Raw genomic sequence first — 21,642 nt, forward strand, 5'->3', positions numbered from 1 at the left:
CGAACTATGTCAGCCGAGCGCGCCGACCTCGAACACCTCTCCGTCGTAGCCGGCTTCGCGGGGGATGCGGAGCTGGCGACCCGTTTCAGTCTTCGTCATCACCGGCATCACCGTAACGATGGACATGCTGCGGGCATGGTCGAGAGCGGACGACACCGTCGGCTGCTTGGCAAGCCGGATCAGATTGCGTGTGGTTGGGAATGGCAGCTTGAAGCGGCCGCTTTCGCCGCCCGCCACGGCTTCGCGCGGGGAGACCCAGATCGAATCCGTCGACTCCCTTCCATCATGGGCGCCGAGCTGGTCGGGCGGCGCGGCGGCGAGGAAGAACCAGGTGTCGAAGCGCTTTGGCATGCCCTCCGGCGTGATCCAATGCGCATAGGGCACCAGGGCATCGAGCGCGAGCTGGAGGCCGTTGTCGGAGAGGATGCTGAGGAAGCTGATCTTGTGCTCGTTGAGTGCGACGCGATGAGCGTCCGCGATCGCGCCGGCACGCTTGGCACCGACCGGCGCGGAGGAGCCCTTCTCGCGCGCCAGCAAGATGCCGCTCTCTTCAAACGTCTCGCGGATCGCCGCGATCCGGAATCCGAGATCGGCATCCGAGAGCCCATCGCCGCCCGCATAAAGCGCAGGCCGCGCGATGATCTCCTTGTCGCCGGCATCGACGCTGCCGCCGGGAAACACCAGCGCGCCCGAGTTGAACTCGATCTGATGGTGACGCACCATCATGAAGACTTCGACTTCCTTAACAGCGCCGTCGCGCAGCAATAGGATCGTCGAAGCAGGGCGTGATGCGGCGGTTTCTGGCATGCAACTAACCTGCGGCGCTCGATTGCGGCTGGAGATTGGCGCGCTTGTCGATACGGGCCACGCGCGACAGCAGATAGTCGACCTCCGCTTTCGCCGCCGGCGTGATGGTCGCGCCAGGCTTGCGCTGCGCGCTTGAGGCGATGATACCGCGCTTCTGGAGCACGTATTTGCGCACCGCAAGGCCGGCGCCCGGCTGCTGCTCGTAGCGGATCAGCGGCAGATGGGCATCGAACAGGTCATGCGCGGCATCGCGCTTGCTTTCCCTCGAAAGGCGCACGACGTCGATCAGGAGTTCGGGGAAGGCATAACCGGTCATCGCGCCGTCGGCGCCACGTTCCATCTCGAAGTCCAGGAACAGGCCGCCATTGCCGCAGAGGATCGAGAGCGGCCGCAGCGAGCCGTCCTTCTGGAAATTGCGTAATGTTGAGATTTTTTCCAGGCCCGGCCAGTCCTCGTGCTTGAGCATGACGCAGTTCGGATTGTCCATGACGATCTTGCGGATCACCGCGGGGGTGAACACGACAGACAGGGTCAGCGGATAATCCTGAAGCACCCAAGGCACGTCGGGGCCGATCGCTTCGGCCGCCTGCTTGAAATAGCCAACGATCTGATCGTCGGTGCGCAAGGATGGCGGCGGCGCAATCATCACGCCGGCGGCGCCCGCCTCCATCGAGGCCTTTGCGAGCGAGCGCATGGTGGCAAAACCCGGCGCGGAGACGCCGACGATCACTTGCATCTTCTTGGCGCGCTTGACGAAGCGAACCGCCACCTGCTCGGCCTCGGCGGCATCGAGCTTCGGCGCCTCACCGAGGATGCCGAGCACGGTCACGCCATCACAGCCGGCCTGTTCGTAGAAATCGGTCAGGCGATCGATCGAGCGCTCGTCGATGCGACCGTCATCGTGGAATGGCGTCGGCGCGATCGCGAAAGTGCCCTTGGCTTCGGCGGTGAGTTTCATCAGTGCTCTGTCCTTTGTTCGTCATTCCGGGGCGATGCGCAGCATCGAACCCGGAATCTCGGGGTTCCACAATGCGCAATTGCGCATTGGGGTTCACGCTTCGCGTGCCCCGGAACGACAACGTCAGCCTAAAACCGCCGCGCCGACTTCTTGATCTCGTCCTCGGAGAAGAAGATCTCCCTGGCGTTATCGACGATGTCCTGGGCCTTCCAGCCCGTGTGCGGCGGTTTCCAGCCTTCCATCTCCATCATCCGCATTTCGCGCACGCCGCGAGGCCCGGACACGCCCAGCACCTTGCCGGTCTGATCGCCCGACAAATCGCTGACCATGTATAGCACGGCCGGCGCGATGCCGTCCGGCCCGAGCGCCGCACCGGGGTTCTCCTTATAGCGGGGCAGGTCTGCGGTCATGCGGGTCAGCGCGCCCGGCGCCAGCGTCCAGATCCGGATGTTGTATTTGCGGCCCTCGATCGCCAGCACGTTGGACAGGCCCCAGATGCCGCCCTTGGCCGCGCCGTAGTTGGTCTGGCCGAAATTGCCGATCAGGCCCGAGGTCGAGGAGGTGTTGACGATGACGCCGCCGCCATTTTCCCGCATCCAGCGAAACACCGGCAATGTGCAACAGAAGGTGCCCTTCAGATGCACCTTGATCACCTTGTCCCAGTCAGCCTCCTCCGCCTTGGCAAACGTCTGGTCGCGCAAGATGCCGGCGTTGTTGACGAGGATATCGGCACGACCAAAGTGCTTGATGGCGTCGTCGAACACCGACTGGCCGCCTTCCATCGTTGAGATATCAGCGCCGTTGGCGACCGCGCGGCCGCCTTCTGCCTTGATCGCGTCGACCACCTGCTGCGCCATCGACTTGTCGGCACCGGAGCCGTCTCGGGGACCACCGAGGTCGTTGACGACGACCGCCGCCCCTTCCCGCGCAAACAGCTTTGCGTAGGCTTCACCGAGCCCGCCGCCCGCGCCGGTGATCAGCGCAACCTTGCCGTCGAGTAGTCCCATGGTGGCTTCTCCCTATTTTTCTTTCTCGTGTCCCGAACGCGATGCAGCGTTAAACGCTGCGTCGCAGAGCCGGGACCTACTCCCTTGCGGCGGCAATGGGCGTCGCATCACCGCGTGCTGCGCCGCGTTAGCCAAGTACCGTCTTGCCGTTCTTGATCACGGTGACGCCGCGCGACTTCACCTTCGCCTCGAACGAGATCACGTTGCCGTCCTTCCACATGTCCATGGTCACGGTCTCGCCGGGATAGACGGGCGATGAGAACCGCGCGATGTGCTGGCGAAAGGCGCTTGGATCGTAGTCGGCATAGGTCTGGAGCACACCGCGGCAGGTGATGCCGTAGGTGCACATGCCGTGCAGGATCGGGCGCGGGAAGCCGGCCTTCTTCGCGAACTCGGGATCGGAGTGCAGCGGGTTGCGGTCGCCGCAGAGGCGATAGACCAGCGCCTGGTCGGGGCGCGTCGAGATGTCGACGGTTCTATCCGGCGCGCGCGATGGGATCTTGTGCGGATCGGGCTGGGTCAGGTTCGGCCCACCGAAGCCGCCGTCGCCGCGGGCGAAGCGCGAAGCGACGAGGGTTGCGAGCTTCTCGCCCTTCTCGTTCTTCAGCACAGTCTGGTGGCTGATCACCACGCCCTTGTCCTTGCCCTTGTCGTAGACTTCGAGCACCGAGGAGTCGGCGGTGATGTGGGCTGCGGCCGGCAAGGGCTGGTGGAACGTGATGTCGCGCTCGCCGTCGACCACCATGACGCGGTTGAGATTCATCTCGCCCGGCCCAGAGCCCCACGCCGCAACGGAAGCAAACGTCGGCACCACCTTGAGCGGCCGCGGCGTCAGCGCGCCCTCGTTGACGAAGGCGAGCTCGTTCTCGTCCATCGGATCAGCACCGAGCCCAATGCCATAGGCGTAGAGCATCACCTCGCGATCGCTGTAGGCGTATTTCTGGCCGAGGTTTTTGAGGGCTTTGAGTTCGTCGTATCTGACGGACATTTTTTCAGTTTCCTCCCGCTGCTTCCCATCCTCATGGTGAGGAGGCGCTCTTGCGCCGTCTCGAACCATGAGGATGCCCGGAAGCGTTTTCCACTGTGGCCATCCTTCGCGACGCTTGCTTCGCAAGCTCCTCAGGATGAGGACCGTGCTACACCGGCGTGAAGAACGGCAGCGGTGCGCCGTCGGTGGGCTTCCACGCCACCTTCACCTTCTGGCCGATCTTCAGCGTCGTCAGATCGCAATCGACGAAATTGGTCTGGAGTGAGGGGCCCTCCTTCAGCGTGACGTAGCCGATCGCATAGGGGCCGGTCGGCGATTTCCGCATCAGGCTGTAGGTGTAGATGGTGCCCTCGCCCGAAGACTCCTCCCACACCGTCTTGTCTGAGAAGCAGAACGGACAGATCGCGCGCGGGAAGTAGTGCGCTTCGCCGCAGGCGGTGCAGCGCTTGATCATGAACTTGCCTTGGCGAGCCGCGTCCCAGAACGGCGCACTCTCGGCGTTGGTCACCGGAGCCGGATATTTTCTCGTCTCGCTCATCACACGCGCTCCAGAATGGCCGTCGAGGCGGCATGGCGGACGCCCAACAATCCGCCGGTGCCGTGGGCGACGGCGAGATCGCAATTCGGAACCTGCACCTTCGGATGCGCCTCGCCGCGCAGCTGCCTGACGGCCTCGATGATCTTGGTCATGCCGCCGCGGTTGACGGGATGGTTGCTGCAGAGGCCACCGCCGTCGGTGTTGAAGGGCAGTTTGCCGACGCCCGAGATCAGATTGCCGTCAGAGACGAATTTGCCGCCCTCGCCCTTCTTGCAGAAGCCGAGATCCTCGAGCTGCATCAGCACCGTGATAGTGAAGCTGTCGTAGATCGAGGCGTATTTGATGTCCTTCGGCGTGATGCCCGCTTCTTCGAAGGCGCGCGGGCCGGACCACACGCCGGCGGAGTAAGTAAGGTCGAGATCCTTGCCGCCGCGCGGGCCCTTCATCGCTTCGCCATGACCGATCAGGCGCACAAGCGGCTTCTTCAGACTCTTGGCAATCTCTGGCGTCGTCACGATCAGCGCGCCGCCGCCGTCGGAGACGACGCAGCAATCCATGCGGTGCAGCGGATCGGAGATCATCGGCGAGTTCAAGACGTCCCCGACGGTGACGACGTCCTTGAGCATCGCATGCGGATTGTATTGCGCGTGATGGGAGGCTGCGACCTTGATCCAGGCGAGCTGCTCGCTGGTGGTGCCATAGTCGTGCATGTGACGCATGGCACACATGCCATAGGCATTGTGGGTGGTCGCGCCATAAGCGGACTCGAAATCGAGTTCGGCACCGGCCGCGCGCGGCGGCATTGGGCCGGTGCGCGGCTTGCCGGCGAGCGTGATCAGCGCGACCGAGCATTTTCCCGCGGCGATCGCTTCGGCCGCGTGGCCGAGGTGGATGATGTAGGAACAGCCACCGGTTTCAGTGGAGTCGACGTGGCGGAGCTTTTTCGTGTTCAGGCCGAGATAATCGACCATCGGCCAGGCGCCGCCCGGGGCATCGCCGGCGCAGAAATAGCCGTCGACGTCGTCCTTGCTGAGCCCGGCATCCTCGATCGCTCCCTTGGCGACCTCGGCGTGGAGCTGCGCGGTGGATTTGTCCGGCGCATGCCGGGTCGGGTGCTCATAGATCCCGGCAATGTAGGCCTTGCCCTTGATGGTCAAGTCGAGTCTCCGCTGGCGTTTCTTCTTGCTCCGTTTTTCTGACGCGCTGCGGCGGGCTTGGCAAGCGCGGAAATATTCCGTCAGGCGAGAGCGCAGCGGGTGGGCGCAAGTGCACCGATAGTCTCGTGTCCTGGACGCGCTGCAACGCGCAAGCGTTGCTGTGCAGAGCCGGGACCCACGCCGCTGCGAAGATCATTGCAACATGAGCCCCGGCTCTGCGGCGCACCGCTGAAGTAGCGCTGCGCTGCGTCCGGGGCACGAGAGCTTCGATCGGACGAAATCGTAAAGGTGATTTGCCCGACGGCTCGTCGCGATTTCATTTTTATCGAAATCAACCCCATGCAAAGTAGCAATGGGTATCTGGCCGGCCGCGCAATACAATAGATTGTGGTGCTGTAGGTAGGCAAAGCGCAGCGTGCCCACCTCTTCTGCCGAGGTCGCGGCGAGATGGTGGGCACGGCGCTTTGCGCCTTTGCCCACCCTACGGCAGATGCATTCGGGGCACGAACACACCCTACTCCGCCGCGATCTGGCGCGGTGCGGGTGGCGGGTTCGCCAAGTCCGCAGCGAGCTGGGCGTAGCGGGCTTTCGCGGCTTCCACCGCCTTTTCCTTCACGGGGCCGTAGCCGCGGATGCGATCGGGCAGCGACAACAATTCCACTGCGGTGTCGTGGGTGACCGACGACAACAGGCCAAGCACGGTGGCGACGTCCTTCTCGTAGCCATTGATCAGGTCGCGCTCGAGCTTGCGGTCGGCCGAGTAGCCAAAAATGTCCAGCGGGGTGCCGCGCAGGAAGCGGAGTTTCGCCAGCCAGCGGAAAGCGCCCAGCATCCACGGGCCGAAGGCGCGCTTCTTCGGGCGGCCCTGCGCATCGACGCCATTGCTGAGGATCGGCGGCGCGAGGTTGAAGCTGAACTTGAAGTCGCCTTCGAACTGGTCGCGGAGCTGCTGTTCGAACTGGCCGTCGGTGAAGAGCCGCGCGACCTCGTACTCGTCCTTGTAGGCGAGCAGCTTTGCATAGTTGACGGCGACTGCGCGCGGGAGCGCCTCGCCATAGCCGCCCTTTACAGCGGCATTGCGAACCTGGTCGACCAGCTTGCGATAGCGCTTTGCGAGGCGGCCGTTCTGGTAGGCGGTGAGATGCTTGGCGCGATGTTCGATGATCTCATCCAGCGTCATCGCCTCAAGGCTCTTTGGCGCGACGACCTCGTCCTGGCCCTTCAGCATGTCGGCGAGCCGCTTGGGATCGGCGACCGCGAGACGGCCGAGGCGGAAGGCTTCCTTGTTCATCTTGATCGCGACGCCGTTGACCTCGATCGCCTGCTCGATCGCCTCGGCGCCGACGGGCAAGAGGCCCTTCTGATAGGCGTAGCCCATCATCATCATGTTGGTGGCGATGGCGTCGCCCAGGAGCTGCTCCGCGGGCTTGGTGAAGTCGAAGAAGGTGGAGTCCTTGTGCAGCGCTGTCTCCAGCACCGCATTCAGCTTTCGGGTCTGGAAATTGAAGTCACGGTTCAGGATGAAATCGGCGGTGGGAATGACGTGGCTGTTGATGATGCCACGGGTGCGGCTGCTATCGCAGAGCGATATCGTATCCTTGGCGACCGCGACGACCTCGTCCGCGGCGAGCACGAGATCCGCCGTGCCCGTGACGATACGCGAGCATGTCACTTCCGCCGGATGATCCGACAGGCGGACATGGCTCAGCACCGCACCGCCCTTTTGTGCGAGGCCGGACATGTCGAGGATCATCGAGGCCTTGCCCTCGATATGGGCGGCCATGCCGAGCAGCGCGCCGATTGTGAGCACGCCAGTGCCGCCGACGCCGCCGACGGCGACGTTGTAGGGCTTGTCCAGCGCCGGACGCGAGGTGGGCTCCGGCAGCTCACCGATATCGGCCAGCTCCGCCGGTGCGCGATGGCGCGGCGCGCCGCCGTCGATGGTGACGAAGGACGGACAGAAGCCCTTGAGGCAGGAATAGTCCTTGTTGCACGAGGACTGGTTGATGGTGCGCTTGCGGCCGAACTCGGTCTCCAGCGGCTCGACCGAGATGCAGTTCGACTGCACCGAGCAGTCGCCGCAGCCCTCGCAGACCGCCGGGTTGATCATCACGCGGCGCGGCGGATCCTCCATCAGGCCGCGCTTGCGGCGGCGGCGCTTCTCGGCGGCGCAGGTCTGCACGAAGACGATCGCCGACGTGCCCTTGTACTCCCGGCATATCTTCATGACGTTCTCGAGCTCGTCGCGATGATACTTCTTCACGCCGGGCGCGATGGAGTTGGCCGGATACGCGTCGGGATTTTCCGAGACCAGGTAGATCTCGCTGATACCCTCGGCGTGAAGCTGGGCCATGATCTTCTGCGGCGAGAGATCGCCGTCATGGCGCTGACCGCCGGTCATCGCCACCGCATCGTTGTAGAGAATCTTGTATGTGATGTTGGCCTTGGAGGCGATCGCCTGGCGGATCGCAAGAATGCCGGAGTGGAAATAAGTGCCGTCGCCGAGGTTCGCAAAAATGTGGTTTTCGTTGGTGAAGGGCGCGATGCCGACCCACGGCACGCCCTCGCCGCCCATATGGGTGAACGTTTCGGTCGAGCGGTCCATCCACAGCGCCATGAAGTGACAGCCGATGCCGGCCATGGCGCGGCTGCCTTCGGGGACTTTCGTCGATGTGTTGTGGGGGCAGCCGGAGCAGAAGTAAGGGGTCCGGGAGACCGGCGCGGTGGCCTGCATCTGGGTCGCCTGGCGGCCGTTGAACCAGTCGGCCTTGGCGCGGAGCATCTCGGCGATCTCAGGGTTGAGATTAAGTCGAAGGAGCCGCTCGGTGATCGAGCTTGCAAGCGATGCGACGCTCAGCTCGGCGGCGAAGGTGAGGAATCGCTTGTCGTGGTCGTCCATCTTGCCGACGATGCGCGGGCGGACGTCGTCGCGCCAGTTGAACAGCTCCTGCTTGACCTGGTTCTCGACGATCTCGCGGCGTTCCTCGACGATGAAGATCTCCTCGAGGCCGACCGCGAACTGCCGTACGCCCTCCGGCTCCAGCGGCCAGGGCATGCCGATCTTGTAGAGGCGAAGGCCGATCTTGGCGGCGACCTCCTCGGTGACGCCGAGTTCGCGCAGCGCTTGCCGCACGTCCTCATAGCTCTTGCCCGACGCCATGATGCCGTAACGGGCGTTCGGGGAGTCCATCGTGACGCGGTTGACCTTGTTGGCGCGGGCAAAGGCGATCGCCGCATAGCCCTTGTAGTCCTGGAGGCGGCGGTCCTGCTCGAAGCGGTCGTCGGGCCAGCGCAGATTGAGGCCGCCGGGCGGCAGCTCGAAATCGGTGGGGATGATGAAGGGCTTCATCTCGTCGGTGAGATCGATCTCGGCGGTGGTCTCCACCGTCTCCGTGATCACCTTCATGCCGACCCAGCAGCCCGAATAGCGCGACATCGCGATGCCGAGCAGGCCCATCTCGATCATCTCATGAATGCTGGACGGATAGAGATAGGGCATCAGCGCCGAGATGAAGGCATGGTCGGACTGATGCGGGACGGTCGAGGACTTTGCCCCATGGTCATCGCCGGCAAGGCACAGCACGCCGCCGTTCTTGGCCGAGCCCGCAGCATTGCCATGGCGGAAGACGTCGCCGCAGCGGTCGACGCCGGGACCCTTGCCGTACCAGATGCCGACGACGCCGTCGTACTTGGCGCCGGGCGAGAGATTGAGCTGCTGCGAGCCCCAGATAGCGGTGGCGGCGAGGTCCTCGTTCACGCCGGGCTGGAACTTGATGTTGTACTGTTCGAGGTGCTTGCGGGCGGCGAAGAGCTGCTGGTCGTAGCCGCCGAGCGGCGAGCCACGATAGCCGGAGATGAAGCCTGCAGTGTTCAGACCCGCGGCGCGGTCGCGCCGGATCTGGGCCATGGGCAGACGGACGAGTGCCTGAATTCCCGTGGTGAAGACGTGTCCCGTGGATTGGGTGTATTTCTGATCGAGACTGATCGGACCCTGGTTGATGCCCATTTTTGTCCTCTTCGCCCTCTTAAGTCGTTGGCGTGCCCGTTGTTTTTAGCTAGGGCGCCTCGGGTGTCCGCGCCACTCTATGTCGGAATTTTAAGCCTCCGCATCACAAATCTGGACCAAAGCGGGCTACCCTCGAAAATCGCAATTTCGTGGCGGCAAGTCCGCCCGCCCTTTTCAATTTGTGTCAGCATACCCGGGGCGTCGCGAAACGACGTAACGCGTCTATAATGCGTCCCATGGCGATTGGTCGCAGGGGGAGGCCGGGAATGCGGACGATTCTGGCGTCGCTGGTAGCAGGGCTCACGTTGTGCAGTGCGGTCGTAGCGACCGCCAGCGAGCCGTCACCGGAGGCGATCGCCCACGGCAAGGCGCTGGTGGAAGCCGGCGACTGTGCGAGCTGCCACACCGCCGACCCCGCAAAACCGTTCGCGGGCGGTAAGCGCATCGACACGCCCTTTGGCGGGATTTATGCGCCGAACCTGACACCGGATCGCGACACCGGGATCGGAGGCTGGACGGACGCCAACTTCACCCGCGCGCTGCGCTTCGGCATCGCTCCGGACGGCTCGCATTACTATCCGGCGTTCCCCTACCCCTACTTCACCAAGATGACCAAGGACGACACGCTGGCAATCCGCGCGTATCTTTCGACGCAGGCGCCCGTCAGCAATCGCGTCAAGTCGCCGGAGCTGCGCTGGCCGTTTGGCTATCGATCGCTGATGCGCGCCTGGAACTGGCTATTCTTCAAGCCCGGCCTGTTCGAACCCGACCAGTTCAAGAGCGCGGCATGGAATCGCGGCGGCTATCTCGTCACAGGGCTCGGCCATTGCGGCGCCTGCCACACGCCCAAGAACTATTTTGGCGCCGACAAGCGCAAGCTGGCGTTTTCGGGCAACGAGGTGGATGGCTGGTTTGCACCGCGGCTCGATAGCGCCGTGCGAAGCGGGCTGAAGTCGTGGAGCGTCGACGAGATCGCCGAATATCTCCAGAGCGGACGCAATGCCAAGAGCCACGCCGACGGGCTGATGGCCGAGGTCATCGTCAACTCGACCTCGAAGATGAGCGATGCCGACGTGCACGCCATGGCTGTCTACCTGAAGGGGCTGCCCCCGGGACCGAACGAGCCAGCGGTGACGCCGCCATCGGACGCCGAGATGAAGACGGGCCAGGCGGTCTATGCGAAGCTCTGCATTGCCTGCCATGAAGCCGACGGCTCCGGTGCGCCGCGCATCTACCCGCCGCTGCCCGGCAATGCGCTGCTGCAATCGGACAATCCGTCCTCCACGCTCCGCGTCATTCTCGACGGCGCCCACACCGTGACGACGCCGCGGGCCCCCAACACCGGCGAGATGCCGGGCTACGCCAAACAATTGTCGGACGAACAGATCGCAGCGGTGACGAACTACATCCGCAACTCCTGGGGCAATGCCGCGCCGCTGGTCACGGCGGCGCAGGTCGGGAAGGCGCGGAGCCAGGGGCCGTAGTTAGTCCCCTCTCCCCGCTTGCGGTAGGCTCTGTGCGGGCTGAAGTTTCCGCCTCGTCATGGCCGGGCTTGTCCCGGCCATCCATGCCCGTTCGCGCGGCAAGAACGTGGATACCCGGGACAAGCCTGGGCATGACGGAGTTTGTGGATGCGCAAATGCGATTAAGCAGCCGCGCGCAGGGAGAGGCGAAGAAGCACTACTTCTCGTCCCCCGTGAACACGAACTTCGGCATCTCCCATTTGTAGCGGACCGCGAGCAGGCGGAAGCTGATGCCGAGCACGAAGGTGAGAATGGTCCAGAGCTCGTCGTTGATCTTCAGCCCGAACGCGGTGGCGTAGAACAGGCCCGTCACCACCGAGACGCTGGCGTAAAGCTCGGAACGAAACAAGAGCGGCACGTCGTTGCAGAGGACATCGCGCAAGACGCCGCCGGCACAGCCCGTCACCATGCCGGAGACGATCACGATGGGCAGCGAGGCATCCATCTGCCAGGCGACGTCGCAGCCCGTCATGGTGAAGACCACAAGGCCGATCGCGTCGAGCACGATGAAGGCCAGCTTGAGCCGATGCACGAAGTGCGCGAACAGAATCGTAATGAAGGCCGCGCCGCCGCTGAGCGCGAGATAGACGGGGTTTTGCACCCAGCCGAGCGGATAGTGGCCGAGGAAGAGATCGCGCAGCGTACCGCCGCCAAGCGCCGTGATGCAGCCGAGGAAGCAGACGCCGAGCCAGTCCATGCTGCGCCGACCCGCGGCAAGCGCAGCCGTCATCCCCTGCGCCGCGACCGCGACGAGGGAAAGGATATGCAGCACGCTGTCGCTGGGTGGCAGGCTCCACATCGGATGTCATCCCGTTTCGAGAGCGGAACTTACGTCGAAGGTTCCAGGATGAACAAGTTTCATCCGGAATGAACAGGTTCCCGATTCCAGCGCGCGCGGCAACATGCGACGAAAGCATGAGATCCCCCGGAACCGAAATTCGCATCCCCGGGTTGTCTGGTCAGTCCATTCGAGGAGATCAAGCGATGGCCGATGACCGTTTTCCGAATGACCCCTATCGTCCCATCGGTGAGGATGAGTATCTTCGCGCCGCGCGACGAGACGCCGACCTCCAGGCGGACCCCGAGCTTGGCGAAGGCCCCGCCTCCAGCGGCAAGATCGCGCTGTTTGCGGTCGCAATCGCGGTGGTGCTCGGCGCAGTGTTCTACGGCTTGAACAATACCAGCGTGAACCAGGCCTCGACCGAACCGCCGGCGAAGACCGCACAGACGACACCTGCAAATCCGGCCGCGCCTCCGGGCATGCGCGACGTGACGCCGAAGAGCAACACTGCGCCCGGCGTGACCACGGGTGCGGCACCGAGCCAACCGGCTCCGCCAGCCCCGGCTCCGACCGCACCGTCTGACGCCGGCAAGGCGCAGTAACGCTGCAGAAATACAAAAACGGCGGGACGCTAACGTCCCGCCGTTTTTGTCATGTATCAGCCGAACATCTTGTTCAGCTCGCCGCCGGGATAGCCGCTCCCGAGCTCGGCAAACGTGCCCTTCTCCGCCATCTCTTTCGCCGCGCGCATGAAGCCGCCCCAGGCGACGCGAGCGAGCGAGCCGCCGACGCTGATCCGGCGCACGCCGAGATCGGCGGCCTCTTGCAGGGACAGGCCGGAGGCGCCGATCAGGAGATTGAACGGCCTAGGATGGACCGCCTTCACCACGGCCGAAATATCCTCGCGCGTCTTCAGTCCGGGCGCATAGAGGCAATCAGCACCGGCATCGGCGTAGGCCGTGAGCCGGTCGATGACGAGCTTGAGGTCGCTCACGCCCCACAGATAAGCCTCGCAGCGACCGACCAGCAGCGCGCCGCTGTCACCGACCGCCTTGCGCGCCGCCTTGATGCGCTCGACTGCGAGCGCGCGATCATAGAGCGGCTTGTCCTTGTCGCCGGTGGAATCCTCGATCGACAGCCCGGCAACACCGGTCCGCACGCCGCGTTCAACATTTTCCGCGACCTTGTCCGGCTCGACCGCGAAGCCGCCCTCGAAATCCGCATTCACGGGGATGTCGATGGCCGAGCACAATGCTGCCAGATGCTGACAGACATCGTCGACGGTGACGCGGTTGTCGGCGCGCCCGATCGTCCAGGCAAAGCCGGCGCTCGATGAGGCGATCGCCTTGAAGCCGAGATGTTGCAGGGCCTTGGCGCTGCCGACGTCGAACGGGTTGGGCAGGATGAAGCAGCCGCTCTCGTGCATCCTCCTGAATGTCGCGCGCTTGTCCGCGGTCGTAACGTGCATGTTTCTCTCCCTTGTTGGCCGCGCAGACATAGGCACCCATCCGGGGCAGCGCTAGTGTGCGCCCGGCAGCCCCAGTGCAGCGCTAGTGCGCATCGTGCACGGCGCGGCTGTCCTTCGGCGCCTCGTCGCGATTCTGCATGCCGTAGTCGCGGACGACGCTGGCAATCCGCAGGCGATAATCGGCAAAGAAGCTTCCGCGGCCCTTGGCTTGCGCGCGACGATGCTCCATCGTCTTGCGCCAGGCCTCCACGGCCGCCTCATCGCGCCAGAACGAAACCGACAGCACCTTGCCCTTCTCGGTCAGGCTCTCGAAGCGCTCGACCGAAATGAAGCCATCGATGGTCTGGAGGATCGGCTTCAGATCGGCCGCGAGATCGAAATAATGCTGCCGGTGCTCCGGCTTCGGCCAGACCTCGAAGATCACGGCGATCATGGGGCGCCTCCTTCGTCTTGGTTTGCGCCTACAATACCACCTTGCGCAGGAACGTCCGCTCCTCCGCGAGAATAAACCTGTTCTCCTCGGCGAAGTGGAAGTTCGCCAACCCCTCGGCGTCCTGGCGCAGCCGCGCGCGATAGGCCTCGTAGGCGCCTAAGCTTTCGAAGGAGATCAGCGCAAAGGCGATGTTGTTGGTTCCCTCGTGCGGCATGAAATAGCCAATGAGATCGCCACCGCATTTCGGGATGATGGTGAGCCAGCGTTTCGAATAATCCTCGAACTGCGCGCGCTTGAAGGGATCGAGCTGGTAGCGGATGAAGACGGTGATGGACACGGTGGGTTCTCCTTTTTTCCGTCATTGCGAGCATCGCGACGCAATCAACCGTGCCGGCCCTCATCCTGAGGAGCGCGGAACGCGCGTCTCGAAGGATGAAGGCCCGGCCGGTGGCCTCGCCCTTCGAGACGCGCGCAAGGGCGCGCTCCTCAGGGTGAGGATCGGCTTTCCGATTTGTCCGTCACTCTTCGCTCGCAATAACGAGCTGGCCACAGCCTACGCCCTTGCCGCACACCAATGCTTCGGTTATCATCGAAGCATGAAAGCAGGACCTGACATTGCCATGGTCGCTTCGCTCGTCGGCGACCCCGCCCGCGCCAACATGCTCACCGCGCTGATGAACGGCCGCGCGCTCACCGCAAGCGAGCTCGCGCAGGAGGCCGGGATCACGCCGCAGACCGCGAGCTCACATCTTTCAAAGCTCGAGGCCGGCGGCCTGATCGAGCCGGAGAAGCAGGGCCGGCACCGCTACTACCGCCTCACCGACCCCGACGTCGCTGGCGTGCTCGAGGGACTTGCGGGACTTGCCGCCCGCGCCGGCCACATGCGCGTGCGCACCGGGCCGAAGGATCCGGCGCTGCGGCGGGCGCGCATCTGCTACGACCATCTCGCCGGCGACCTCGGCGTGCAGATGCTCGACTCCTTACGCGAGCGGCGCCTGGTGAAGCAGAAGAAGCAGGACATCGAGCTCACGGTCGAGGGCGAGCGCTTCCTCGCAAAGCATTTGCAGATCTCGCCCGACATGCTCACCCATCCGCGCCGGCCGGTCTGCAAGGCGTGCCTCGACTGGAGCGAGCGGCGGCATCATCTCGCCGGCACGCTCGGCGCGGCCATGATGAAGCGCTTCACCGAATTGAAATGGGCGGCTCGCGATGCCACGCCCGGCAGCCGCGTGGTGAATTTCACCCGCACCGGCGAGAAGCAGTTTGCCGCGCTGTTCGGCAACGGGCACGAGTAATCACGCAAATCGCGTGAACTCACACAATGGCGTGTGACCGTCCCCGCGCGACCAGCGCGGTACGCGCTTGCGCGGAGATTATGCTCAAACAATAAGCCAATGCGCGATGACGATTCACCCCACTCATCACGCTTTGGCCCTACCCTGTCGCTTCAAGCAGCATGAACGGCGTCGTTCATGCCGCATTCAGGTCATGATTGCCAATTTGGATCGCGCCGCTTCGGCATGTCGCCAAAATTTAACATGCCGAATCGTACCTTTTGATTCATTGTGCGCCGCAAGCGCGTGACCCAAGGACCGAAAAAGGGAGCTCAAATGAAGTATCTTCTTGCCGCCATTATGCTCGCCGGCGTTGTCGTCGGTTTCAGCGAAGCAGCCAGCGCCGCTGGCGGTTGCGGGCCCGGCTGGTATCGCGGCCCCTATGGCGGCTGCCGCCCGATGGGCCGTACGGTCATGGTAGCACCCGCACCTGTCGTCGTCGCTCCGGTCGTCGTCGCCCGTCCGCGCGTCTGTCCGTGGGGCTTCCGCTGGTGGGCCGGCCGCTGCCGCCCGGTCTGATCTGATTTTGGCGTAACAGCATGGCCGCGCGTTCCACCGCGCGGCCATCTTCTTTTTGAACGCCTGAAGTTTTCGTGGGCACGAAAAAGGGGATCGCCACGCGATCCCCTTTCTGATTCGACTGGCAGCTTGCAGCACGCCCTACCAGTGACGCCAGTGGCGACGGTGCCAGCGATGGCGCCATCCCCAGTGACGGCGACGCCATCCCCAGTGACGATGATGCCAACCCCAGTGTCGCCGGCGCCAGCCCCAATGGCGGTGATGATGCCAGCCCCAATGATGACCGCCGCCGTGCCAGCGCACCTCCTCGGGCTTGAGCTGACCGGCCTCCTCGCTGCTGGTGACAGCGGGATGGATCTCGGGATTGCCGCGCGGCAGGTTGGCCGGGCCTTCGATGGGCTGAGGCGCCAGGGGCGCAGCTTGCGCCGCCGCCGTCAATGCAGCGGCACCGGCGGCAACACCGAATGCGAGTTTCAAAAAGTGGCGGCGCTCCATGATGTCTTCCTCTTCAATCAGCGTTGAATGATGCAAAGGAAGTTTCGCGCCGACGAAATGAACTCAGGCTGAACCTTGCATTCAGGTAGGTTGCGCGAAACTGACACGCGCGCAGCCGGGAACGCACAACGGCGGTCATACTTTGTCCAAAGAAGGGATCGAACATTCCGAACAAAACAGGGGCACGTGGGGTCGTCCTGCATGGATCAAGTCCATCAGACCAAAGGAGACAGCCATGGCAACACAGGTAAAGCCGGTTCCCGAAGGATACCACACTGTCACGCCCTATCTCGTCGTCGAGGGCGCGGAGAAGGTCATCGGCTTCATGAAAGACGCCTTCGGTGCGCAGCCTTTGTTCGAGCCGATGATGCGGCCCGACGGCAAGGTGATGCATGCCGAGTTCAAAATAGGAAGTTCCATCGTGATGATTGCCGACTCCTCGGAGCGAGCACAGGCAACGTCCACGATGCTGTATCTCTACGTGCCCAACGTCGATACGGTCTATCAGAAGGCGGTCAAGGCTGGCGGCACCCCCTTGATGGAGCCAACGGACCAGTTCTATGGCGATCGCAGCGGCGGCGTGAAGGATCCGGCCGGCAACCAATGGCACATCGGCACCCACATCGAGGACGTATCGCCGGCTGAGCTGAAGAAGCGCGCAGAGGAAGTCATGAAGCGGCAGAACAAGGCGGCGTAGGCAGCGACTGGCTTCGTAGGGCGGAATGGCGAAGCGTCATCCGCCAAGTGTGCCTTGCGAACAAAAAGGGCGGGTTAGCTTCGCTAACCCGCCCTACGCACTCCAATGGCCTTGAATGGGAGTGCCGCGGCTGAGCGCTTTGGCATGCGCAAGATCCCCTCGCCAGGCGAGGTTTGCTTGAGTTCAGTTGCCCTCGAACTTGAACGACACGTTGAGTTTGGCGCGATAGGCTTCCACTTTCCCCTTCGCGTCCAGCTGCATATCGAGTTTGATGACCTCGGCGACGCGAAGGTCCCTCAGGGATTTTGCGGCTTGCTCGACCGCGTTGCTGGCGGCCTTTTCCCAGGAGTCAGTGCTGGTACCGATCAGTTCTATGACCTTGTAGATGCTCTCAGGCATGTCGTTCTCCCGTTCGGTATGAAGCAGGAAGCAGGTGCTCCCTGCCGCCCTCGAACCTAGCACGGATCGGCGCTCAGAGGACGCGCATGTCGCAGGGCTGACGGGCCCAGGCCGCTTGGCGGTGCTGTGGTGCCCGCTATCGAGGGAGAGCCGCAACGGCGGCGCCGTGAACCGCTAGCCCGTATTCCTGACCGCTTCAGCCAGCATGGCGTAAAGCTGGCGCTTGCTGAATTCCTTGGGCTGCTTGTCTGTTGTCTTGCGCGAGACCTTCTTTGCTGCCGGCTGGGCGCAGGCAGCCGACAACACCGCCTCTTGCCTCCGGACCGACCTTATCTGGGGTTTTGCCGTTGGCGGCTTGTGGCCGCGCTTCAGACCCAAGCGAGTTAGCATGCCGCAGACTGCGTTACGGCTACACCCGAGACGGCGCGCGATCTGCGCGGCACTCTGGCCTTGGCCCCAGAGTCTTTTGAGCAGCGCTACGTCTTTCGCATCCCAACTCATGGGAGATATTGTACGCCACTGCCATCCACTATTCTAGTCTTCGTCCGGTTCGCGTACGACCGCCGGTTCGTCGTCCTCGTCCTCTTCTTCCTCATCGTCCTCCTCGTCCTCTTCATCGTCATCAGGATCCCGGGGCGGCATCGTGCTGCCCTTGATCACCAGGCGACTTCCATCCATCAAGCTGGCGAGAAACTCTTCGGGGGCGTTTGGCTTCATATTGTTGCTCCTCTGGTCTGGAGCTAGAGAGCGCCGGTGGTTAACGGGCCGGACGTCTCGCTATTGTGGGGCCGACGGATTGTCGATGCAGGCCCGTCGCTTCGGCTGCATTGAGCCACGACAACTTATAGCCCATCTTTCGCAGCAGGTCTTCCGCCACGCAATGTCTGCACCGGCCTCGACACCCGGCAAGGAAGGCTGCTGGTATGGGTTCCTCCACGGGCTCGTTTGCTGCGGAGGATCGCCGATGCGGTCGGCTAAACCCACCCTCCCCGCGCCATGATGGCCGCACAGAGCAGGATGACGACGATCGCCGCGAGCTCGCCATGGATGATCGACGTCACCAGCCGCCTGCGTTTCGCGTCGATCACCGGCGCCTTACCCGCCTTGATCGCCGCGGTCCAGGACAGGAATTCCCGTGTCGGAATGATCGACAGCAGGCCGATGATGATGAACAGCGAGAACTTGGTCATGAAGGCGTGACTGTGCAGGTAGTAGTCGGAGCCCTTCTCAAAGAAGAACACCCGCAACGACCCGACCACGAACAGCGCGCCGGCCGCGATGCCGAGCACGAGATCGGTGCGCTGGAGCCTGCGTGCCGACTCCATCGTCAACTCCTGCCGGATCAGCGTGAACTCGATCGCGACTGCCGCAACCAGCGTGAAGGCGCAGAGATGGTGCAGGAAGGCGAACAGCGTGGACATGGCTGGATTTCCCCGGACGGACGTCGATCTCGTCTGCCGCAATGATATAGGCAGTTCCCGCCAATGAAAAATGACGCGAGAGCGGTCGTCGAGGCTGCAAACCCGCCGCTTCTATCGCCACGGAAAGCCGGCGGGTTACGCTGACGCTAACCCATCCTACGCACCGCGCACGTGGCCGCAACTCACATCAACTTCATCGGCGCATCGTGCACCACGCGTAGATTGATCCGGCTGATCAACTCCGCCCGTAGCGCCTCGGCAGCGCTGATCGCGGCGTCGGTCTGGCGCAGCGTGCTGACGTTCGATCCCAGCGACACGATGCCGCCGAGCACCAAGGCAATCGATCCGAGCGCTGCGACCTGACCGGATCCGATCAGGCCGAGGATCGTGACGAGCAGCAATCCGCCGCCACCCGCGATCGCGATCTTCGAGGCCAGAATGAACTTCCGGCATCGTTCGGCGATCTCGGCCAACGCCTCGATCCGCGCTTCGATGTCTGAAATCTCGTCGGTCGGGTCGTCTTCGGTCATCAGGTTCAGGATCGAATCTGTAGGGTGGGTGAGCGTAGCGTAACCCACCGACACTCTGACACGCGGTCGGTTCAGCCGGTGGGTTGTGCTTCCACCTTCGCTCTTCGAGCTACGGCGGACAAGTCGCTAACCCACCCTAGGCTCCCCCTCACAACGGCAAATTGTCGTGCTTCTTCGCGGGAATCTCGACCTTCTTATCCCTCAGCATCGCCAGCGCCCGCGCGATCCGCCGCCGGGTCGAGTGTGGCATGATGACGTCGTCGATATAGCCACGCTCCGCCGCAATGAACGGTGACAGGAAGCGGTCTTCGTATTCCTTGGTGCGAGCGGCGATCTTGTCGGGGTCGCCGATGTCTGCGCGGAAGATGATCTCGACCGCGCCCTTGGCGCCCATCACCGCGATCTGGGCGGTCGGCCAGGCGTAGTTCATGTCGGCGCCGATCTCCTTGGAGGCCATGACGTCGAAGGCGCCGCCATAGGCCTTGCGGGTGATGATGGTCACCAGTGGAACGGTGCACTGCGAATACGCGAACAGCAGCTTGGCGCCGTGCTTGATCAGGCCGCCATATTCCTGCGCGGTGCCCGGCAGGAAGCCCGGCACGTCGACGAAAGTGACGATAGGGATGTTGAAGGCATCGCAGAAGCGGACGAAGCGCGCGGCTTTGCGCGATGCGTCGCTGTCGAGCACGCCGGCCAGCACCATCGGCTGGTTGGCGACGAAGCCGACGGTGCGGCCTGCGATACGGCCAAAGCCGGTGATGATGTTCCTGGCGAAGGCTTCCGAGATCTCGAAGAAGTCACCCTCATCCACGACCTTCAGCACCAGCTCCTTCATGTCGTAGGGCTTGTTCGGATTGTCGGGGATCAGCGTGTCCAGGGACATGTCGATCCGCTCGATGGAATCGAAGCTCGGCCATTCCGGCACGCCGTCGCTGTTGTTCGACGGCAGGAAGTCGATCAGGCGGCGCATCTGGAGGATCGCCTCGACGTCGTTCTCGAACGCGCCGTCGGAAATCGAGGAGCGTGTGGTGTGCACGGAGGCGCCGCCCAGCTCCTCGGCCGTGACCACCTCGTTGGTAACGGTCTTCACCACGTCGGGGCCGGTGACGAACATGTAGCTGGTGTTCTTCACCATGAAGATGAAGTCAGTCATGGCCGGCGAATAGACATCGCCGCCGGCGCAGGGCCCCATGATGACGGAGATCTGCGGGATCACGCCGGAGGCGATGACATTGCGGCGGAAGACGTAGGAGTAGCCCGCGAGCGCCGCGACGCCCTCCTGGATGCGCGCGCCACCCGCATCATAAAGGCCGATGATTGGCGCCCTCGCCTTCATCGCCATGTCCTGAAGTTTTGTAATTTTCAGCGCATGGGTCTCCGAAAGAGAACCGCCGAACACCGTAAAATCCTTTGCGAACACAAAAGTCTTGCGGCCGTTGACGGTGCCCCAGCCGGTGACGACGCCGTCGCCCGGCACCTTGCTCTTCTCCATGCCGAACTCGATGGAGCGGTGCTCGACGAACATGTCGAACTCCTCGAACGATCCCTTGTCGAGCAGCAGCTCGATGCGCTCGCGCGCGGTCAGCTTGCCGCGGGCGTGCTGCGCCTCGATGCGCTTCTCCCCGCCACCGAGCTTGGCGCCGGCGCGGCGTTCTTCAAGGGCGTCCAGGATATGCTTCATTTGCTCCCGCCAGTTCTTAAAGGTGCGATTGGCTGCGGGTTCTAACACGGCATTTTGCGGGCCGGAAAGCCGCTTTGCGCATGCCCGCCGCGCCCGGACGGGCTAAAAAGCCCAAGGAATTACAAGGGCCTATCCCAGGAGATTCAGATGGACGATGCAGTCACGGCAACTGGCGAGGTGACCGGCGGCGTCAAGGTCCTGCTCCGGCTGGAGGGGCTGACGCTGTTTGCCGGCATGATGCTGCTCTATGCGGTCTGGGGCGGGTCGTGGCTGGTCTTCGCCCTGCTCATCTTGGCGCCGGATCTCAGCTTCCTGGCATACCTCGCCGACAGCCGGTCCGGCGCGATCGTCTACAATGCCGCACACAGCTACATGATCCCGGTAGCACTGCTAACGGTGGGCTTTGCGCTGGAATGGCCGCTCCTGCTCTCCATCGCCATGATCTGGCTCGCCCATATCGGCATCGACCGGGCGCTGGGTTACGGCCTGAAATATCAGGCCGGCTTCGGCTTCACCCATCTGGGGCGGATCGGACGCATGGGGAAAGCGTGAATGGCAGGCCCGGGCCGCGCCTTTGCCCGCGATTTGGGCCTTTGGGGCGGATTGACCGTGGTCGCCGTGCCGATCGTGATGCTTCGGCTTGCCCGCTCGCAGTTCGATATCCTGTCGGACGGCTTTGCCAAAAACGGCGACGTGATCTCGCGCGCCATCAGCGAGATCGGCGGCTGCGCGATCGACCAGGCGCTGGCGGGAAAGCAGCCGTAGATTCCTAAAGCGGGATGGGGTTAGGTTGAATCGATTTGGGATTCCCAAATCAGCTTGTTTCTGATTCACCATGCTGGCTGGACGGAGGCCAGCATGGATGGGCAAGCCGTACTCTCTGGATCTTCGCAAGCGCGT

General features: G+C 63.5%; 25 protein-coding genes. 7 read left to right on the forward strand and 18 right to left on the reverse strand.

All coding sequences use genetic code 11. From position 1 onward, the window contains the following. Positions 1-9 precede the first annotated feature (9 nt). The 7 genes from SO140_RS10450 to SO140_RS10480 all read right to left on the reverse strand — a co-directional run bounded on the left by SO140_RS10450 (position 10) and on the right by SO140_RS10480 (position 9,461). Positions 10-807 (reverse strand): NUDIX hydrolase, encoded by a 798-nt coding sequence (locus SO140_RS10450; protein ID WP_449378015.1) that lies wholly within the window; start codon positions 805-807, stop codon positions 10-12. Positions 808-811: 4 nt separating this feature from the next. After that, positions 812-1,765 (reverse strand): dihydrodipicolinate synthase family protein, encoded by a 954-nt coding sequence (locus tag SO140_RS10455; protein WP_449378014.1) that lies wholly within the window; start codon positions 1,763-1,765, stop codon positions 812-814. A 128-nt stretch (positions 1,766-1,893) separates the two neighbouring features. Further along, positions 1,894-2,772 (reverse strand): SDR family oxidoreductase, encoded by an 879-nt coding sequence (locus SO140_RS10460; RefSeq protein WP_449378013.1) that lies wholly within the window; start codon positions 2,770-2,772, stop codon positions 1,894-1,896. 127 nt (positions 2,773-2,899) lie between these two features. Beyond that, positions 2,900-3,760: a MaoC family dehydratase gene (locus SO140_RS10465; RefSeq protein WP_449378012.1), complete on the reverse strand. Its 861-nt coding sequence runs from the start codon at positions 3,758-3,760 to the stop codon at positions 2,900-2,902. 148 nt (positions 3,761-3,908) lie between these two features. Continuing rightward, complete coding sequence (locus SO140_RS10470; protein WP_449378011.1) at positions 3,909-4,298, reverse strand: Zn-ribbon domain-containing OB-fold protein; 390 nt, start codon at positions 4,296-4,298, stop codon at positions 3,909-3,911. Continuing rightward, on the reverse strand, positions 4,298-5,455 hold the full coding sequence (locus SO140_RS10475; RefSeq protein WP_449378010.1) for a thiolase family protein: 1,158 nt from the start codon (positions 5,453-5,455) through the stop codon (positions 4,298-4,300). Before SO140_RS10475 ends, SO140_RS10470 begins: the two co-directional genes overlap by 1 nt. A 514-nt stretch (positions 5,456-5,969) precedes the next feature. After that, entirely contained in the window at positions 5,970-9,461 is a 3,492-nt protein-coding gene (locus SO140_RS10480) for an indolepyruvate ferredoxin oxidoreductase family protein (protein WP_449378009.1), read from the reverse strand. Between the two features lie 266 nt (positions 9,462-9,727). Between SO140_RS10480 and SO140_RS10485 the strand changes: the two genes are divergently transcribed. After that, a complete protein-coding gene (locus tag SO140_RS10485; protein WP_449378008.1) occupies positions 9,728-10,945 on the forward strand; it encodes a cytochrome c in 1,218 nt (405 codons plus the stop codon). Between the two features lie 196 nt (positions 10,946-11,141). On the opposite strand, the gene SO140_RS10490 is transcribed toward SO140_RS10485, so the two are convergent. After that, positions 11,142-11,783, reverse strand: coding sequence for a trimeric intracellular cation channel family protein (locus tag SO140_RS10490; RefSeq protein WP_449378007.1), 642 nt, complete (start codon positions 11,781-11,783; stop codon positions 11,142-11,144). A gap of 185 nt (positions 11,784-11,968) precedes the next feature. Here SO140_RS10490 and SO140_RS10495 point away from each other — a divergent pair, with 185 nt between their 5' ends. After that, the gene (locus SO140_RS10495) at positions 11,969-12,367 is read left to right on the forward strand and encodes a hypothetical protein (protein WP_449378006.1); all 399 of its coding nucleotides are present in this window, start codon (positions 11,969-11,971) and stop codon (positions 12,365-12,367) included. A 56-nt stretch (positions 12,368-12,423) separates the two neighbouring features. Here SO140_RS10495 and SO140_RS10500 read toward each other — a convergent pair whose 3' ends face one another. From SO140_RS10500 to SO140_RS10510, 3 genes are all read right to left on the reverse strand, one after another. Continuing rightward, positions 12,424-13,233, reverse strand: a complete 810-nt coding sequence (locus tag SO140_RS10500) for an isocitrate lyase/PEP mutase family protein (RefSeq protein ID WP_449378005.1) — start codon at positions 13,231-13,233, stop codon at positions 12,424-12,426. Positions 13,234-13,315: 82 nt separating this feature from the next. Next, entirely contained in the window at positions 13,316-13,666 is a 351-nt protein-coding gene (locus SO140_RS10505) for an antibiotic biosynthesis monooxygenase family protein (protein ID WP_449378004.1), read from the reverse strand. 28 nt (positions 13,667-13,694) lie between these two features. Further along, positions 13,695-14,003 (reverse strand): NIPSNAP family protein, encoded by a 309-nt coding sequence (locus SO140_RS10510; protein WP_449378003.1) that lies wholly within the window; start codon positions 14,001-14,003, stop codon positions 13,695-13,697. 259 nt (positions 14,004-14,262) lie between these two features. Here SO140_RS10510 and SO140_RS10515 point away from each other — a divergent pair, with 259 nt between their 5' ends. Beyond that, complete coding sequence (locus SO140_RS10515) at positions 14,263-14,961, forward strand: ArsR/SmtB family transcription factor (protein ID WP_449378002.1); 699 nt, start codon at positions 14,263-14,265, stop codon at positions 14,959-14,961. Between the two features lie 315 nt (positions 14,962-15,276). Next, positions 15,277-15,519 (forward strand): GCG_CRPN prefix-to-repeats domain-containing protein, encoded by a 243-nt coding sequence (locus tag SO140_RS10520; protein ID WP_449378001.1) that lies wholly within the window; start codon positions 15,277-15,279, stop codon positions 15,517-15,519. A 141-nt stretch (positions 15,520-15,660) separates the two neighbouring features. On the opposite strand, the gene SO140_RS10525 is transcribed toward SO140_RS10520, so the two are convergent. Beyond that, the gene (locus SO140_RS10525) at positions 15,661-16,014 is read right to left on the reverse strand and encodes a twin-arginine translocation signal domain-containing protein (protein ID WP_449378000.1); all 354 of its coding nucleotides are present in this window, start codon (positions 16,012-16,014) and stop codon (positions 15,661-15,663) included. 235 nt (positions 16,015-16,249) lie between these two features. Here SO140_RS10525 and SO140_RS10530 point away from each other — a divergent pair, with 235 nt between their 5' ends. Beyond that, complete coding sequence (locus tag SO140_RS10530; RefSeq protein ID WP_449377999.1) at positions 16,250-16,711, forward strand: VOC family protein; 462 nt, start codon at positions 16,250-16,252, stop codon at positions 16,709-16,711. Positions 16,712-16,894: 183 nt separating this feature from the next. Here the strand turns inward: SO140_RS10530 and SO140_RS10535 are convergent, their stop codons facing one another. The 6 genes from SO140_RS10535 to SO140_RS10560 form a co-directional block, all read right to left on the reverse strand. Next, positions 16,895-17,110 carry a dodecin family protein gene (locus SO140_RS10535; RefSeq protein ID WP_449377998.1) on the reverse strand — a complete coding sequence of 72 codons (216 nt, stop codon included), beginning with the start codon at positions 17,108-17,110 and terminating at the stop codon, positions 16,895-16,897. Between the two features lie 174 nt (positions 17,111-17,284). Beyond that, a complete protein-coding gene (locus SO140_RS10540) occupies positions 17,285-17,611 on the reverse strand; it encodes a GcrA family cell cycle regulator (protein ID WP_449377997.1) in 327 nt (108 codons plus the stop codon). 33 nt (positions 17,612-17,644) lie between these two features. Further along, complete coding sequence (locus tag SO140_RS10545; protein WP_449377996.1) at positions 17,645-17,827, reverse strand: hypothetical protein; 183 nt, start codon at positions 17,825-17,827, stop codon at positions 17,645-17,647. A gap of 257 nt (positions 17,828-18,084) precedes the next feature. Next, positions 18,085-18,531 carry a DUF2214 family protein gene (locus tag SO140_RS10550; RefSeq protein WP_449377995.1) on the reverse strand — a complete coding sequence of 149 codons (447 nt, stop codon included), beginning with the start codon at positions 18,529-18,531 and terminating at the stop codon, positions 18,085-18,087. Positions 18,532-18,713: 182 nt separating this feature from the next. After that, on the reverse strand, positions 18,714-19,061 hold the full coding sequence (locus SO140_RS10555; protein ID WP_449377994.1) for a hypothetical protein: 348 nt from the start codon (positions 19,059-19,061) through the stop codon (positions 18,714-18,716). Between the two features lie 148 nt (positions 19,062-19,209). Beyond that, entirely contained in the window at positions 19,210-20,742 is a 1,533-nt protein-coding gene (locus tag SO140_RS10560) for an acyl-CoA carboxylase subunit beta (RefSeq protein ID WP_449377993.1), read from the reverse strand. 147 nt (positions 20,743-20,889) lie between these two features. Between SO140_RS10560 and SO140_RS10565 the strand changes: the two genes are divergently transcribed. Next, positions 20,890-21,294, forward strand: a complete 405-nt coding sequence (locus SO140_RS10565; RefSeq protein WP_449377992.1) for a DUF4260 domain-containing protein — start codon at positions 20,890-20,892, stop codon at positions 21,292-21,294. Then, a complete protein-coding gene (locus SO140_RS10570) occupies positions 21,295-21,507 on the forward strand; it encodes a hypothetical protein (protein ID WP_449378134.1) in 213 nt (70 codons plus the stop codon). Positions 21,508-21,642: the final 135 nt, after the last annotated feature.

Source organism: Bradyrhizobium sp. UFLA05-108 (genome assembly GCF_059803455.1).

Coding starts and splice junctions, on each gene's coding strand:
- SO140_RS10450 (WP_449378015.1), bottom strand. CDS start 807: ATGCCAGAAACCGCCGCATCACGCCCTGCTTCGACGATCCTATTGCTG.
- SO140_RS10455 (WP_449378014.1), bottom strand. CDS start 1,765: ATGAAACTCACCGCCGAAGCCAAGGGCACTTTCGCGATCGCGCCGACG.
- SO140_RS10460 (WP_449378013.1), bottom strand. CDS start 2,772: ATGGGACTACTCGACGGCAAGGTTGCGCTGATCACCGGCGCGGGCGGC.
- SO140_RS10465 (WP_449378012.1), bottom strand. CDS start 3,760: ATGTCCGTCAGATACGACGAACTCAAAGCCCTCAAAAACCTCGGCCAG.
- SO140_RS10470 (WP_449378011.1), bottom strand. CDS start 4,298: ATGAGCGAGACGAGAAAATATCCGGCTCCGGTGACCAACGCCGAGAGT.
- SO140_RS10480 (WP_449378009.1), bottom strand. CDS start 9,461: ATGGGCATCAACCAGGGTCCGATCAGTCTCGATCAGAAATACACCCAA.
- SO140_RS10485 (WP_449378008.1), top strand. CDS start 9,728: ATGCGGACGATTCTGGCGTCGCTGGTAGCAGGGCTCACGTTGTGCAGT.
- SO140_RS10490 (WP_449378007.1), bottom strand. CDS start 11,783: ATGTGGAGCCTGCCACCCAGCGACAGCGTGCTGCATATCCTTTCCCTC.
- SO140_RS10495 (WP_449378006.1), top strand. CDS start 11,969: ATGGCCGATGACCGTTTTCCGAATGACCCCTATCGTCCCATCGGTGAG.
- SO140_RS10500 (WP_449378005.1), bottom strand. CDS start 13,233: ATGCACGTTACGACCGCGGACAAGCGCGCGACATTCAGGAGGATGCAC.
- SO140_RS10505 (WP_449378004.1), bottom strand. CDS start 13,666: ATGATCGCCGTGATCTTCGAGGTCTGGCCGAAGCCGGAGCACCGGCAG.
- SO140_RS10515 (WP_449378002.1), top strand. CDS start 14,263: ATGAAAGCAGGACCTGACATTGCCATGGTCGCTTCGCTCGTCGGCGAC.
- SO140_RS10520 (WP_449378001.1), top strand. CDS start 15,277: ATGAAGTATCTTCTTGCCGCCATTATGCTCGCCGGCGTTGTCGTCGGT.
- SO140_RS10525 (WP_449378000.1), bottom strand. CDS start 16,014: ATGGAGCGCCGCCACTTTTTGAAACTCGCATTCGGTGTTGCCGCCGGT.
- SO140_RS10530 (WP_449377999.1), top strand. CDS start 16,250: ATGGCAACACAGGTAAAGCCGGTTCCCGAAGGATACCACACTGTCACG.
- SO140_RS10535 (WP_449377998.1), bottom strand. CDS start 17,110: ATGCCTGAGAGCATCTACAAGGTCATAGAACTGATCGGTACCAGCACT.
- SO140_RS10540 (WP_449377997.1), bottom strand. CDS start 17,611: ATGAGTTGGGATGCGAAAGACGTAGCGCTGCTCAAAAGACTCTGGGGC.
- SO140_RS10545 (WP_449377996.1), bottom strand. CDS start 17,827: ATGAAGCCAAACGCCCCCGAAGAGTTTCTCGCCAGCTTGATGGATGGA.
- SO140_RS10550 (WP_449377995.1), bottom strand. CDS start 18,531: ATGTCCACGCTGTTCGCCTTCCTGCACCATCTCTGCGCCTTCACGCTG.
- SO140_RS10555 (WP_449377994.1), bottom strand. CDS start 19,061: ATGACCGAAGACGACCCGACCGACGAGATTTCAGACATCGAAGCGCGG.
- SO140_RS10560 (WP_449377993.1), bottom strand. CDS start 20,742: ATGAAGCATATCCTGGACGCCCTTGAAGAACGCCGCGCCGGCGCCAAG.
- SO140_RS10565 (WP_449377992.1), top strand. CDS start 20,890: ATGGACGATGCAGTCACGGCAACTGGCGAGGTGACCGGCGGCGTCAAG.
- SO140_RS10570 (WP_449378134.1), top strand. CDS start 21,295: ATGGCAGGCCCGGGCCGCGCCTTTGCCCGCGATTTGGGCCTTTGGGGC.